The sequence below is a fragment of the Streptomyces sp. NPDC042102 genome (assembly GCF_055582305.1).
This window is the reverse complement of record NZ_JBVJDL010000005.1, coordinates 1-13,857: the sequence shown is the minus strand read 5'-3', so window position 1 is coordinate 13,857 and position 13,857 is coordinate 1. Positions and strand designations below refer to the sequence as shown.

The 13,857-nt window shown below is 74.1% G+C and carries 13 protein-coding genes; 5 read left to right on the top strand and 8 right to left on the bottom strand.

Annotated features, from left to right (window positions below; all coding sequences use genetic code 11):
• The first annotated feature begins 178 nt into the window (after window positions 1-178).
• On the top strand, window positions 179-502 hold the full coding sequence (locus tag ACZ6KO_RS22185; protein WP_469305741.1) for a DUF742 domain-containing protein: 324 nt from the start codon (window positions 179-181) through the stop codon (window positions 500-502).
• Complete coding sequence (locus tag ACZ6KO_RS22180) at window positions 483-1,103, top strand: GTP-binding protein (protein ID WP_469305740.1); 621 nt, start codon at window positions 483-485, stop codon at window positions 1,101-1,103. Before ACZ6KO_RS22185 ends, ACZ6KO_RS22180 begins: the two co-directional genes overlap by 20 nt.
• Window positions 1,104-1,411: 308 nt before the next feature.
• Here the strand turns inward: ACZ6KO_RS22180 and ACZ6KO_RS22175 are convergent, their stop codons facing one another.
• The 4 genes from ACZ6KO_RS22175 to ACZ6KO_RS22160 all read right to left on the bottom strand — a co-directional run bounded on the left by ACZ6KO_RS22175 (window position 1,412) and on the right by ACZ6KO_RS22160 (window position 4,294).
• Entirely contained in the window at window positions 1,412-2,602 is a 1,191-nt protein-coding gene (locus tag ACZ6KO_RS22175) for a lipid-transfer protein (RefSeq protein ID WP_469305739.1), read from the bottom strand.
• Complete coding sequence (locus ACZ6KO_RS22170; RefSeq protein WP_469305738.1) at window positions 2,599-3,075, bottom strand: Zn-ribbon domain-containing OB-fold protein; 477 nt, start codon at window positions 3,073-3,075, stop codon at window positions 2,599-2,601. Before ACZ6KO_RS22170 ends, ACZ6KO_RS22175 begins: the two co-directional genes overlap by 4 nt.
• Window positions 3,076-3,159: 84 nt before the next feature.
• Window positions 3,160-3,498, bottom strand: a complete 339-nt coding sequence (locus ACZ6KO_RS22165; protein WP_469305737.1) for an Mpo1-like protein — start codon at window positions 3,496-3,498, stop codon at window positions 3,160-3,162.
• A gap of 13 nt (window positions 3,499-3,511) precedes the next feature.
• A complete protein-coding gene (locus ACZ6KO_RS22160) occupies window positions 3,512-4,294 on the bottom strand; it encodes a M15 family metallopeptidase (RefSeq protein ID WP_469305736.1) in 783 nt (260 codons plus the stop codon).
• Window positions 4,295-4,317: 23 nt separating this feature from the next.
• Here ACZ6KO_RS22160 and ACZ6KO_RS22155 point away from each other — a divergent pair, with 23 nt between their 5' ends.
• Window positions 4,318-4,827: an NUDIX domain-containing protein gene (locus ACZ6KO_RS22155; protein WP_469305735.1), complete on the top strand. Its 510-nt coding sequence runs from the start codon at window positions 4,318-4,320 to the stop codon at window positions 4,825-4,827.
• 68 nt (window positions 4,828-4,895) lie between these two features.
• Here the strand turns inward: ACZ6KO_RS22155 and ACZ6KO_RS22150 are convergent, their stop codons facing one another.
• The gene (locus ACZ6KO_RS22150) at window positions 4,896-5,432 is read right to left on the bottom strand and encodes a GNAT family N-acetyltransferase (RefSeq protein ID WP_469305734.1); all 537 of its coding nucleotides are present in this window, start codon (window positions 5,430-5,432) and stop codon (window positions 4,896-4,898) included.
• A gap of 54 nt (window positions 5,433-5,486) precedes the next feature.
• The gene (locus tag ACZ6KO_RS22145; RefSeq protein ID WP_469305733.1) at window positions 5,487-7,844 is read right to left on the bottom strand and encodes a glycoside hydrolase family 31 protein; all 2,358 of its coding nucleotides are present in this window, start codon (window positions 7,842-7,844) and stop codon (window positions 5,487-5,489) included.
• Window positions 7,845-8,122: 278 nt separating this feature from the next.
• On the opposite strand from ACZ6KO_RS22145, the gene ACZ6KO_RS22140 reads away from it, so the two are divergent.
• Both ACZ6KO_RS22140 and ACZ6KO_RS22135 read left to right on the top strand, forming a co-directional pair.
• Window positions 8,123-10,105 (top strand): acetoacetate--CoA ligase, encoded by a 1,983-nt coding sequence (locus tag ACZ6KO_RS22140; protein WP_469305732.1) that lies wholly within the window; start codon window positions 8,123-8,125, stop codon window positions 10,103-10,105.
• A 63-nt stretch (window positions 10,106-10,168) separates the two neighbouring features.
• The gene (locus tag ACZ6KO_RS22135; protein ID WP_469305731.1) at window positions 10,169-11,074 is read left to right on the top strand and encodes a hypothetical protein; all 906 of its coding nucleotides are present in this window, start codon (window positions 10,169-10,171) and stop codon (window positions 11,072-11,074) included.
• 66 nt (window positions 11,075-11,140) lie between these two features.
• Here ACZ6KO_RS22135 and ptsP read toward each other — a convergent pair whose 3' ends face one another.
• Both ptsP and ACZ6KO_RS22125 read right to left on the bottom strand, forming a co-directional pair.
• Window positions 11,141-12,811, bottom strand: coding sequence for a phosphoenolpyruvate--protein phosphotransferase (gene ptsP, locus ACZ6KO_RS22130; protein ID WP_469305730.1), 1,671 nt, complete (start codon window positions 12,809-12,811; stop codon window positions 11,141-11,143).
• 74 nt (window positions 12,812-12,885) lie between these two features.
• Entirely contained in the window at window positions 12,886-13,335 is a 450-nt protein-coding gene (locus ACZ6KO_RS22125) for a PTS sugar transporter subunit IIA (protein ID WP_401449633.1), read from the bottom strand.
• Between the last annotated feature and the right edge of the window lie 522 nt (window positions 13,336-13,857).

The window sequence follows — 13,857 nt, the reverse complement described above, 5'->3', positions numbered from 1 at the left end:
CCCCGCCCCCGGGGGGGGGGGGGGGGGGGGGGGGGGGGGCGGGGCCGCGCCGCGCGCCGGCGGGGGGGGGGGGCGGGGGGGGCGCGCCCCCCCCCCCCCCCCCCCCCCCCCCCCCCCCCCGGCGGCCCACCCGCACTGGTTCGACGACGACGCGGGGCCCGTCGTCCGTCCCTACGCGATGACCCGCGGCCGGACGAGCCACGCGGCCCAGCACCGGCTCGACCTGATCGCGCTCGTCGTCGCCGAACCGGCGGCCGACGATCCGGCCTGGGACATGACGCTGTCCCCGGAGCACGCCCACATCCTGGGGCTGTGCCGGGAACGGCCGCAGTCGGTCGCCGAACTCGCCGCGGACCTCGACCTTCCGGTCGGGGTCGTCCGTGTCCTGATCGGCGACCTCGTGGACGACGAACTGGTCCACGTGACCCGGCCGGTACCGCCGGCCGAACTCCCCGACGAATCCATTCTGCGTGAGGTGATCGATGGCCTTCGGGCGCTCTAGCCGCACCGGTGCCATGCACGCCGTGTCACCTGTCGAGCCGCTGACCCTGAAGATCCTGGTCGCGGGCGGCTTCGGGGTGGGCAAGACGACATTGGTCAGTGCGGTCAGCGAGATCAGACCGCTGCGTACGGAGGAACAGCTCTCCGAACCCAGCGCCGCCGTCGACGACCTCGGAGGAGTGGAGGGCAAGAGCACCACCACCGTGGCCATGGACTTCGGCCGCATCACCCTGCGCGAGGACCTGGTGCTGTACCTGTTCGGCACGCCCGGCCAGGACCGCTTCTGGTTCCTGTGGGACGAGCTCGCCCAGGGCGCGCTCGGCGCGGTCGTCCTCGCCGACACCCGCCGGCTGGCCGACTGCTTCGCGGCCGTCGACTACTTCGAGCGGCGCGGGATCCCGTTCCTCGTCGCGGTCAACTGCTTCGACGGGGCCGACCGGCACCCGGTGGTGACCGTGCGCGAGGCCCTCGACCTCGAGCCGGAGGTGCCGGTGCTGCTGTGCGACGCGCGGGACCGGGAATCGGTCAAGGACGTCCTGGTCGGCGTGGTGGAACACGCGATGTCACTGGCCCGGGCGCGGCGTCAGACCGCCCGCGCCTGATCCGGCGCGGCGCGACGGCGCGGCGCAACGGTGCGACGCAAGGGCGTGGGGCAAGGGCACGGCGGCCGCGCGCGATACGGGCAGGGAGGCGGCCCGTACCCCCGCCGACTGGGGTACGGGCCGCGGCTCTCACGGGGGGCTCCGGTGCGCGTGCGGCCGGCCGCGCGCGACTGTGCAGGCAGTGTGAACCCGCCACCGGGGGCCGTCAAGCGTTGCGGCAGCAGCGCCTGCTCAGGGCCCGCGCCCGCAGCGCGTCCGGCGGGGCGTACGCCGGAGCGGCGGGCGGCGGGCACCGGCGGCACCGCTCCTCAGCGGACGGCGACGACGGCCGATCCGTGCCCGAACAGCCCCTGGTTCGCGGTGATCCCGGCCCGCGCCCCGGGCACCTGGCGCTTCCCGGCCCGGCCGCGCAGCTGCCAGGTCAGCTCGCACACCTGGGCGATGGCCTGCGCCGGCACCGCCTCCCCGAACGACGCCAGCCCGCCGCTCGCGTTCACCGGGATCCGCCCGCCCAGCGCGGTCGCGCCCTCACGGACCAGCTTGGCCCCCTCGCCCGGGCCGCACAGGCCGATGTCCTCGTACCACTCCAGTTCCAGGGCCGTGGACAGGTCATACACCTCGGCGAGCGAGAGGTCCTCCGGCCCGAGCCCCGCCTCCTCGTACGCGGCGCGCGCGATGGAGGAGCGGAAGGAGCCCGCGGCCGGCGCCACGGCGACCGCGGAGTCGGTGGCGATGTCGGGCAGGTCCAGCACCGTACGGGGGAACGTCGGCGTCACCGTCGACACCGCCCGGATCCGCACCGGGTCGCCGACGCCGCGCGCACGGGCGTAGTCGAGGCTGGACAGGACCAGCGCCGCGCCGCCGTCGGAGGTCGCGCAGATGTCCAGCAGCCGCAGCGGGTCGGCGACGACGGCGGAGGCGGCCACCTCCTCGGCGGTCACCGCCGTGCGGTAGCGGGCCCGGGGGTTGAGTGCCCCGGCCGCCGCGTTCTTCACCTTGACCTGCGCGAAGTCCTCGCCGGTGTCCCCGTACAGCGCCATCCGGCGGCGCGCGAACAGCGCGAAGTACGCCGGGTTGGTGGCCCCCAGCACCCGGAAGCGCAGCCAGTCCGGATCGTCGGGCCGGTCCCCGCCGGCCGGGGCGAAGAATCCCTTGGGCGCGGCGTCGGCGCCCACCACGAGCACCACGTCCGCGAGTCCGGCCAGGATCTGCGCGCGGGCGGCCCCGATCGCCTGCGCGCCGGAGGCGCAGGCGGCGTACACGCTGGTCACCCGGGCCCCCTGCCAGCCGAGGGCCCGGGCGAAGGTCGCGCCGGCGACGTACCCGGGATAGCCGGAGCGCACGGTGTCGGCGCCGACGACCGACTGCACGTCGCGCCAGTCGATCCCGGCGTCGGCGAGGGCTTCCCGGGCGGCGATCCGGCCGTACTCGACGAAACTGCGGCCCCACTTGCCCCACGGGTGCATACCGGCCCCGAGGACGGCGATGTCGGCGCTCACGGCCGCACCCCCGGGTCCTGCGCACCGGCGGTACCGACGGGACGGAAGTGCCAGGTGGTCCAGGTGGTGCCGGCATCCTCGTTGAGCACGCCCGGCACGACCTCCACCTCCATGCCGATGGCGAGATCGGCGACGCCCACGCCGGGCGCCGCCTGCCCGAGCACCACCATGTGCTCGGCCTCCAGCTCCACGGCCACGAGCGTGTACGGCTCCCAGGGGGCCGCCGGGTCCGACACGTAGGGCGCCGGCGGCCGGTAGCGGCCGTCGGTGTACGACCAGACGCGCCCGCGCGCGGAGAGCGGGACCTCGGTCAGCTCACCGCCCGCGCAGCGGGGGTTGCGGCAGCAGGAGTCCTCCCGGGGGAAGAACACCGTGCCGCACGCCCCGCACCGGGTGCCGAGCAGCCGGAAGCCGTTCCCCTCCGCCGGATCGGTGAACCACCCGTCGACCACGGGTGTGCGTGTGCGTTCCAAGACCCCTCCCAAGGCAGCACGGTCCGACGGTCCGCCATCGAACTGACGGATCGTCAGAAGTCTGCCACGGGCCCGGGCGCCCGGTCACCGGTTCCCGGCGAGCCACTTCCGGGCGATCTCGTCCAGCTCCGCGTCCCGCCCGGCCAGCATCATCCGGATCATCCGCGCGTCCCCGCGCAGCGACCAGGCGGGATGCCCGAAGGTGGCCGGGTTGTTGCCCTCGATCAGGAAGTGCGCGGGCCAGGCGGTCCCGTACCCGATCAGCGGCAGCGCGGCCAGGTACCGCCCGCGACCGCGCGCCAGCCCGTACGCGGTCACGGCGAGCCCGGTGAGGGTGCCGGTGAGATGCACCCAGCGGGTGGCGGCGCGGGAGTGCATGGCGACGTAGTAGGGCCAGAACTCCTCGTACGAATCGAACGTCATGCGCGCACGGTACTCACGGCCGCACGGCGGCGGAACGGACCGGGAAGTCGAAGAACGTGCCGGGATGGACCTCCGGCCGGTACGTGAAGTGCCACCACTCCTCGGGGAGGTTGACGAAGCCCTGCTCACCCAGGCTCCGCCGGAGCAGGTCACGGTGGCGGCGCGGCTGCGGGGCGGTCGCGGGATGGTCGGTGTGCGAGAGCGGATCGAAGAAGTCGAAGGGCGCGCCCATGTCCACCGGCCGGTCGGGCAGCCGCACCAGGCCCACGTCCACGGTGCTCCCGCGGCTGTGCCCGGACTTCTCCGCGATGTACCCGTCCGGAATCAGGGACGACTTGTCGACATGGGGATAGTAGGAGGGCTTCGTCGCCTGGTCGTGCTCGTCCCGCGCCCACCGCACGAACCGGTCCACGGCCCGCTGGGGCCGGTAGCAGTCGTACACCGTCAACGCGTACCCCTGCCGCAGCAGGCCGCGCTGCGCCCGCCGCAGCGCCTCGGCCGCCGGCCGGGTGAGCAGGCACACCGGCTCGTCGTAGCCGTCCACGACCCGCCCGGTGAAATTGCGCGCGGTGGCGTACCGCATGTCCTGGCGGACGGTCGGATCGACCTCCCGCAGCGCCACGAACGTGGCCGGCGCCTTCTCCGTCGTCTGCGCGGCCTGCGCCGCCGCGCCACCGCCGCCCGGCACCGGACCCGCCCGGCCCGCCGGATCCGCCGGACCAGTCGGCCCGATGCCCGTCCACCCGCCCGCCAGCGCGCCCGCGAGCAGCATCCCCGCAACAGCCCTCGTCCTCATGCCCCTTCCCCTACCATCACGGCATGCCGCCCCACCTGAAGGACTCGCACTGTTCCACCTGCGGATCCCCGTTCGACACGACCGACTGGCCGCGGGCCTGTGCCGCCTGCGGGGCGGTCACGTACCGCAACCCGCTCCCGGTGGCCGTCGCGCTGCTCCCGGTCGAGGACGACCAGGGCGTCGGACTGGTCGTCATCACCCGCACCATCGAGCCCGCCCTGGGCGGTGTCGCCCTCCCGGGCGGCTTCATGGACTTCGGCGAGGACTGGCGTACCGCCACGGTCCGCGAACTCCGCGAGGAGACCGGCATCGAGGCCGCGCCCTCCGACGTGGCCCTGGCCGACGCCGCCAGCTCCCCGGGAGGCCACCTGCTGGTCTTCGGCCTGCTGCCCACCCGCGCGCTCTCCTCGCTCCCGCCGTCGGCGGCGACGGACGAGACCACGGGCTGGCACGTCCTGCGCGGCCCCGAGGAACTGGCGTTCCCCCTGCACACCGACGCCGCTGCCGCCTGGTTCGCGGGCCGCTACGGCTGAGCGCGGGTCCCGGGCGCGAGCCGCCGTGCCAGGCGCCGCGGCCCCGGCCGTGGTCCGCCGGGCACCCCCTACATCGGCAAGGACAGCAGCCGTACCGCCCCCGGCGGCCACGGGGCCCCGTCGCGCAGCGGCGTCCACATCGTCCGCAGCGGCATCACCACGGGCCCGCCGGGCTGTTCCACCCGGACCTCGCCCGCCAGGTCCTGCCAGCCGAGCCGCTCGTAGAGCGGGACGAGCGGCGGCCGGCAGAACAGCAGCCCGTGGCGCGGCCCCAGCGTGCGGGCGTGCGCCAGCGCCGCCTCCATGGCCAGCCGGGCCAGGCCCCGGCCGCGGACGTCGGGCGCGACGGCCACCCCGCCGACCCCCACCACCTCGGACGCGACGCCGCCGACCGACAGCGGCGCGCGCAGCAGGCCCGTGTGCGCCACGAGCCGGCCGCTGCGCGCGCGTACGCCGAAGTGCACGTCCTTGGGCAGCCAGGTCAGCCCGGTGTGCGCGACCCCGAAGGGGTCCTCGCCCGGGCCGAGGATCTCCGCCCTGTCCGCGTCCGTGTAGTGCTCCAGCCGCTCGGCGGCCGGCGATCCCTCGAAGAAACGATCATCCATTCCCCCATGATCACGCCCCGGCCCCACCGGCGGCCCGCCGCACCGACGACCGGCTCACACCCCCCGCACCCGCGCGGGCAGCGCCGTCCCGTCCTCCCTCTCCACCACGACCTCGCCCGCGAGCCACCGCGCCGCCAACCGCTCCACCTCCACGTCGCCGCTGGCCCGCTCGCGGACCACCACGCCGCCCCCGGTGCGCCCCACCGCCGGCGCCCACACCTCCACCGTCTCCCCGCCCCCCGGAGCCCGCACCGGCACGACCGACCCCGCCCGCGCCAGCACCGGGATCCGCCCCGCCGGCGCGTCCAGCAGCACCTGCCCCGGACCCTCGTACGCCACCTCCGTCGCCGTGTCGTACCAGCGGCCCCGCGGCAGCCGTACCGCGCGCCGGTCCGCGCCCGGCTCCAGCACCGGTGCCACCAGCAGCGCGTCCCCCAGCAGGAACGCGTCCTCGCAGTCCCGCAGCGACCGCTCCTCCGGCGCCCCCCACCACAGCGGCCGCACGTACGGCGCCCCGGTGCGCCGCGCCAGATGCGCCAGCGTCACGAAGTACGGGCGCAGCCGCTCCCGTTCCGCGAGCACCGCCCGCGCCCCCTCCAGCACCTGCTCCCCGAACTCCCACGGCTCCCGCCGCCCCGCCCACAGCGCCGCGTGCGTACGGAACAGCGGCAGGTACGCGCCGAGCTGGAACCACCGCAGATACAGCTCACCCGACGGCGAACCCCCGAAGCCGCCCACGTCCGGCCCGGAGTACGGCACCCCGCACAGCCCCAGCCCCAGCACCAGCGCCAGCGAGGCCCGCAGCCCCTCCCAGCTCGACTCCACGTCCCCCGACCACGTGCCCCCGTACCGCTGCATCCCCGCCCACCCGGACCGGGAGAACAGGAACGGCCGCTCCTGCGGCCGCAGCCGCAGCAGCCCCTCGAAGCCGGCCCGCGCCATCGTCAGCGCGTACACGTTGTGCGCCTCCCGGTGGTCCCCGCCCGCCCCCTCCAGGGCGTGCCGCGCCGACCGCGGCAGCGTCTGGTCCGCCCACCCCGGCGGCGTGAAGGACACCGGTTCGTTCATGTCGTGCCAGAAGCCCGCGAAACCCCGCTCCAGCCGCTCCTCGTACAGCCCGCCCCACCACGCACGCACGGCCGGATCGGTGAAGTCCGGATAGGCGCACTCCCCGGGCCACACCTCCCCGCGCACCTCCTGCCCCCGCGCGTCCCGCACGAACGCGCCGTCCGCCCCCACCACGAGCCCGGACCGGTACACCGACGACGGCGCCTCCTCCACCTTCACCGCCGGGTCCACGATCGACACCAGCCGCACCCCGCCCCCCGGCCCCTCGCGCAACTCCCGCGCCAGCCCCGGCAGATCCGGGAACCGCTCACCGTCCACCGTGAACACCCGGTGCCCGTCGTAGTGGTCGATGTCCAGGTGCAGCGCCGACAGCGGCAGCCCCCGCCCCGTGTACCCGGCCACCACCCGCCGCACCTCCGCCGCGCTGCCGAACCCCCACCGCGCGTGCTGGTAGCCCAGCGCCCACTCCGGCGGGAGCGCCGCCGCACCCGTCAGCCCCGACCACCCCTGCAACACCCGCGCCGGCGTTCCCACCAGCACCCAGCACCTCAAGGGCCCGCCGTCCATCCGCAGTTCGCTCGACCCGTGCCGGTCCGGCCCCGAGCCCGCCCCCTCCTCGCCCTCGCGCAGCACCACCCGCCCGTCCCAGGTGGTGTCGTGGAACACCAGATGCGTGCCCGCGTCCGCCACCACCATCTGCACCGGCATCGTGATGTACAGCGGATCCGTGCCCGGCCCGAAACCACCCCGCGGATCGGTGTTCCACAGCCGGTACACCCCGTCCCGCAGCCGCGGCCCCGACGCCCGCCCGCCCAGCCCGAAGAACCGTGCGTCCGCCGGCACCTCCGACCGCTGCAGCCAGCGCGCCCCGCCGGCCGCGCCCACCGGCTCCCACCAGCGCGGCGGCAGCTCCCGCCGCAGCACCGTGCCCCCCGGCGTACGCACCTCCACCGCACCGTGCCGGGACACCGCCACCGTCACCCGCTCCGACACCACCCGCCAGCCACCGCCGGTGTCCGGCTCCAGCACCGCCCGCGGATCCGGCTCCGGACCCGTGCCCAGCACCGCGTACGAAGGCGTCGGCTCCGCCCCGTCCCAGCCCCAGAACACCGCACCGCCCGCCGTCACCCGCACCAGCAGCCGCGACCGCGCGAACGTCAGCACACCACCGCCCGGCCGCGGGTCCGCACCCGTCAGCAACCCCGGTACCCTCGCCCGCTCCGGACCTCGCCGGGGCAGCCCCACCGCGTCCGCACGCCGGTGGCGCCACGCCGCGCGCCAGGCCCGCAGTCCGCGCGCCGTCCCCATGTCCTTCACCGCACGCACCACATCACGACCGTCCATGCCGCTCACCCTGCCACCGGCCACCGGGCCAGAGTGATCCGTTCAACTGTCGTTCACCCACAAAAGGATCATCCTTGACCGTGGCTGGTGGCTCTGGTGCGGATGTCGATCACATGGCATGGTCCCTGTGAGCCGCCGCGCACCCACCCCTCGCGCGGTGACAAGGTACGCAGCATCCGCGCACCGCCCGCACCGCCCGCACCACCGAGACCCGCACGACGACCACCGCACGACGCGCACACCGAGCGCGAGCCTGAAGACGGACCGGGAGCCCGCCCATGACCTCAGCCACCTCGCCGCAGCCCCTCTGGGCACCGGGCCCCGACCGGATCGCCGCGGCCGCGGTCACCCGGTTCCAGGCCTGGGCCGCCGACCGGTACGGCGCCCCGGCCGAAGGCGGCTACCCGGCGCTGCACCGCTGGTCCGTCGAGGAGCTCGACACCTTCTGGCGCGCCGTCGCCGACTGGTTCGACGTCCGCTTCACCACCCCGTACGAGCAGGTGCTCGGCGAGCGCGCCATGCCCGGGGCCCAGTGGTTCCCCGGCGCCACCCTCAACTACGCCGAGCACGCCCTGCGCGCCGCCGAGGACCCCGCCCGTGCCGACGAAGCGGCCCTCCTTTACGTCGACGAGACCCACGACCCCGTCCCCGTCACCTGGGCCGAACTGCGCCGCCAGGTCGGCGCCCTCGCCGCCGGACTGCGCGCCCTCGGCGTCCGCCCCGGCGACCGCGTCAGCGGCTACCTGCCCAACATCCCCGAGGCCGTCACCGCCCTCCTCGCCACCGCCGCCGTGGGCGCCGTCTGGACCTCCTGCGCCCCCGACTTCGGCGCCCGCAGCGTCCTGGACCGCTTCCAGCAGGTCGAGCCCGTCGTCCTGTTCACCGTCGACGGCTACCGTTACGGCGGCAAGGAGCACGACCGCCGCGACACCGTCGCCGAGCTCCGCCGTGACCTGCCCTCGCTGCGCGCCGTCGTCCACATCCCGCTGCTGGGCACCCCCGCCCCCGACGGCGCCCTGGAATGGTCGGCCCTCACCTCCGGGGACACGGCCCCCGTCTTCGAGCCGGTCCCCTTCGACCACCCGCTGTGGGTGCTGTACTCCTCCGGCACGACCGGCCTGCCCAAGGCGATCGTCCAGTCCCAGGGCGGCATCCTCCTCGAACACCTCAAGCAGCTGGGCCTGCACTGCGACCTCGGCCCGCGGGACCGCTTCTTCTGGTACACCTCCACCGGCTGGATGATGTGGAACTTCCTCGTCTCCGGCCTGCTCACCGGCACCACCGTGGTCCTCTACGACGGCAGCCCCGGGTACCCCGACACCGGCGCGCAGTGGCGCATCGCCGAACGCACCCGCGCCACCTTCTACGGCACCTCCGCCGCGTACGTCATGGCCTGCAAGAAGGCCGAGGTGCACCCCGCGCGCGACTTCGACCTCTCGGCGATCAAGTGCGTCGCCACCACGGGCTCCCCGCTCCCGCCCGACGGCTTCCGCTGGCTGCACGACGAGGTGGCCGAGGACCTGTGGATCGCCTCCGTCAGCGGCGGGACCGACGTGTGCAGCTGCTTCGCCGGCGCCGTCCCCACCCTCCCCGTCCACATCGGCGAGCTCCAGGCCGCCTGCCTGGGCACCGACCTGCAGGCCTGGGACCCCTCCGGCAAGCCGGTCACCGGCGAGGTCGGCGAACTGATCGTCACCAACCCCATGCCCTCCATGCCCATCCGGTTCTGGAACGACCCCGACGGCAGCCGCTACCGCGACAGCTACTTCGACATGTTCCCCGGCGTCTGGCGGCACGGGGACTGGATCACGATCACCGACCACGGCTCCGTCGTCATCCACGGCCGCTCCGACTCCACCCTCAACCGGCAGGGCGTCCGGATGGGCTCCGCCGACATCTACGAGGCCGTCGAACGCCTCCCGGAGATCAAGGAATCGCTGGTCATCGGCCTCGAGGAGGCCGACGGCGGCTACTGGATGCCGCTCTTCGTCCACCTGGTGCCCGGCGCCACCCTCGACGACGACCTGCGCGAGCGCATCAAGCGGACCATCCGCGCCGAGCTCTCCCCGCGTCACGTCCCCGACGAGATCATCGAGGTCCCCGGCGTCCCGCACACCCTGACCGGCAAGCGCATCGAGGTCCCCGTCAAGCGCCTCCTCCAGGGCGCCCCCCTGGACAAGGCGGTCAACCCGGGCTCCGTCGACAACCTCGACCTCCTCCACTTCTACGAGGAGCTGGCCCGCACCCGCCGCCAAGGGTGACTGTCAGTGGCCGTGGTTACGCTGAGTGAGCATTGACTGATGCGATGCCGCACAGGGGGACCCATGCCACAGCACCCACGCCACCCACAGCAGCACCACACCCACGCCCGCCGCAGGCTGCGCCGCGAAGTCCCCAGCACCGTCGGCCTCGTCGCCGACGCCCAGGACTTCGCGGCCATGCGCGGGTACCGCAGCTTCACCTTCGACGACCACCGGGACTACCTCGACCAGGTCGACGGCCTGCTGCGGTCCCTCGCCGCCCAGGGCATCCACACCACCGTCGCCCTCTTCGACCCCGAGGAGTACGCCGACTACTGCGACGACCACGGCCTCGACCCGGACACCGCCGCCGCCCGCACCCGCTTCACCGCCGAACTCGCCGGCAGCAGCACCGGCCTGCCCTACACCGGCCAGCCCATGGACGAACTCGTCCCGCTCCTCGTCGACGAGGCCGTCCGCCAGGCCACCTGGGAATACGCCACCATGCTCCTGGCGGGCCTCGGCACCTGCGCGGAGTGCGGCGAGGACATCGGCCACGCCTCGTTCGAGCGCGCGGGCCGGATCCTCAAACGCCTCGTCGAGGGCGGCGGCCCCGGCCACCACCACCTGGTGTGCAGCATCCCCGCCCAGGACGAACAGCTCGTCGCCGTCCTGCACGCCGACGCCCCCGACCGGCCCGGCGGACCACCCCGCGTCGAGGGACGCGACGGCCTCGACTTCGTGACCGTCCTCGCCGCCGGCATCGCCCTCGCGGGCCCGGGGGGAGTGGTCCTGCGCAGCAGCACCGACGGGCTCGGCGACCGCGTCCACGGCTGGCGCCTCCAGCAGGGCCGCGTGGTCCCCCTCTCCGCGGCCGCCGTCTTCGACGCCTACTGCACGGACGCCGACACCGGAGACCCCGTCGCCCCCGAACCCGGCGTCGAATACCACCCCGGATACGAGGTCGACGAAGCAGGCCCGCACCACTGACACGGCAACGCCCGAGGGGCCCCCGCCACCGGCGAAGGCCCCTCGTACGACACCGCACCACCCGGCTCACTCGCCGGACAGCACCGCCTGCGCGGCCACCCGGGCCTCCTCGGCGGAGTCCGCGGCACGCGCCGCGGCGGCGGCGCGCTCGCACTGCGCCAGCGTGTGCTTCGCGAGCGTCGCCCGCACGTACGGGATCGACGCCGCACCCATCGACAGGGAGGTGACACCCAGACCCGTCAGCACACAGGCCAGCAGCGGATCCGCGGCGGCCTCACCGCACACGCCGCAGCTCTTGCCCTCCGCCTTGGCCGCCTCGGCGGACAGGGCGATCAGGTCGAGCAGCGCCGGCTGCCACGGATCCTGCAGCCGCGAGACCGCACCGACCTGACGGTCGGCGGCGAAGGCGTACTGCGCGAGGTCGTTCGTGCCCAGCGACAGGAACTCCACCTCCTGCAGGATCGAGCGCGCCCGCAGCGCGGCGGAGGGGATCTCCACCATCGCGCCGAACTTCGCCCGCAGCCCGGCCGCGCGGCACGCCTCCGCGAACGCCCTCGCGTCCTGGCGGTCGGCCACCATGGGGGCCATGACCTCCAGGTAGACCGGCAGTCCCTCGGCGGCCTTCGCCAGCGCGGTCAGCTGCGTGCGCAGCACCTCCGGGTGGTCCAGCAGCGCACGCAGACCCCGCACGCCCAACGCCGGGTTCGGCTCGTCCGCCGGAGTCAGGAACTCCAGCGGCTTGTCCGCGCCCGCGTCCAGCACCCGCACGACGACCCGGCCCTCGGGGAAGGCCTCCAGCACCGCGCGGTACGCCTCGACCTGCTTCGCCTCGGACGGCGCCTTCTTGCTGTCGTCCAGGAAGAGGAACTCGGTGCGGAACAGCCCCACACCCTCGGCCCCCGCCTCCACGGCCGCCGGTACGTCGGCCGGACCGCCGACATTGGCCAGCAGCGGCACCTTGTGACCGTCGGAGGTCGCACCCGGACCGGACGACGCGGCGAGCGCGGCCCTGCGTGCCGTCGCGGCGGCCTCCAGCTCGGCCTGCTTCTCCTCGCTCGGCTCCACGAAGATCTCGCCCGTGGAACCGTCCACCGCGATGACCGTGCCCTCCGCCAGCTCACCGGCACCCGGCAGCGCCACCACGGCCGGCACTCCCAGCGCCCGCGCGAGGATGGCGCTGTGGCTGGTCGGCCCGCCCTCCTCGGTCACGAAACCGAGCACCAGCGACGGGTCCAGCAGCGCCGTGTCGGCCGGGGCCAGATCCCGCGCGATCAGCACGTACGGCTCGTCGCTGTCCGGTACGCCCGGCATCGGCACGCCCAGCAGCCGCGCCACGATGCGGTTGCGCACGTCGTCCAGGTCGGCCACCCGGCCGGCCATGTACTCGCCGGCGCCCGCGAGCAGCTCGCGGTACGAGGCGAAGGCGTCGTACACACCGCGCTCGGCGGTGCTGCCCACCGCGATCCTGCGGTCGACGTCCGCCATCAGCTCGGGGTCCTCGGCGATCATCGCCTGGGCCTCCAGCACGTGCTGGGCCTCGCCACCGGCCAGCTGGCCGCGCGCGATCAGGTCGGCCGCGACCGCGCTCACGGCCTGACGGGCGCGCCCCTGTTCGCGCTCCGCCTCCTCCGCGGCGATCTGCTTGGCCGGCGGTTCGAGAACGGCCGTGCCCATGTGCCGGACCTCGCCGATCGCCACACCGTGGCTCACGCCGACGCCTCGCAGCGTTGTCTCCATTTCACCCGTCTCCGATAGAGCGGCGGGCCCAGCCGCCGCGATGGATGTCCGAATCGCCCTCGCGGGCGGCCGCGTCAGCGCCAGCTGAAGAGCGCGTCGTTCGCCTTGAGGTCGCCGTCCTCGACCACGTCACCGAGGGACTCGGCCGTGGCCTCCAGGGCCACGACGGGGCAGATCGGCGACTTGCCGGCCTCCTCCACGGCCTGCGGGTTCCAGCGGATGACGGCCTGACCACGGGCCACGGTGTCGCCCTTGTTCACGAGCAGCTCGAAGCCCTCGCCGTTGAGCTGGACGGTGTCGATCCCGAGGTGGGTGAGCACACCGTGACCCTGGTCGTCGACGACGACGTACGCGTGCGGGTGCAGGGAGACGACCACCCCGTCGACGGGGGCCACCGCCTCCGACGGCTCACGCACGGGGTCGATGGCGGTACCGGGACCCACCATGGCGCCGGAGAACACCGGATCCGGCACAGCCGCGAGTCCGATGGCACGCCCGGCAAGTGGGGACGTCACGCTGGTCATGGGGGCCTCCCAGGGGTGGGGCTTCATGGTGTTGCCGTCACTGTCCGTCGCGAACGGCATACTGGTCAGAAGGATATGTCACTAGATGTACGGGTTCGCCCGATCTCGTTCCCGATCCGGACTAACCCTCCGGCACGGAGACTAGTGGACTAGACCGGTGGACTAGACCATACGCCTGAATCGATTTGCTCCGCCCCAACTCGGGGTGTACTGTCGTGAGTCCTGCCTGACCGGGGCACGTGAACCCCACGTAAACACCGGGCGGCAGGCATCCCAACTCCTCAGTTGATCTCGATCTTCGAGTCGCCTCCGCATGTCCGCGGGACGGTGGTCGGAGAGACAGAAAATCACTGATAGAGTCGGAAACGCCGAAAGGGAAACGCGAAAGCGAACACCCGGAAAGCAACCGAGGAAATCGGATCGAAAGGATCTGATAGAGTCGGAAACGCAAGAACGAAGGAAGCGCCCGGAGGAAAGCCCGCGAGGGTCAGTACAAAGGAAGCGTCCGCACCTTGAGAACTC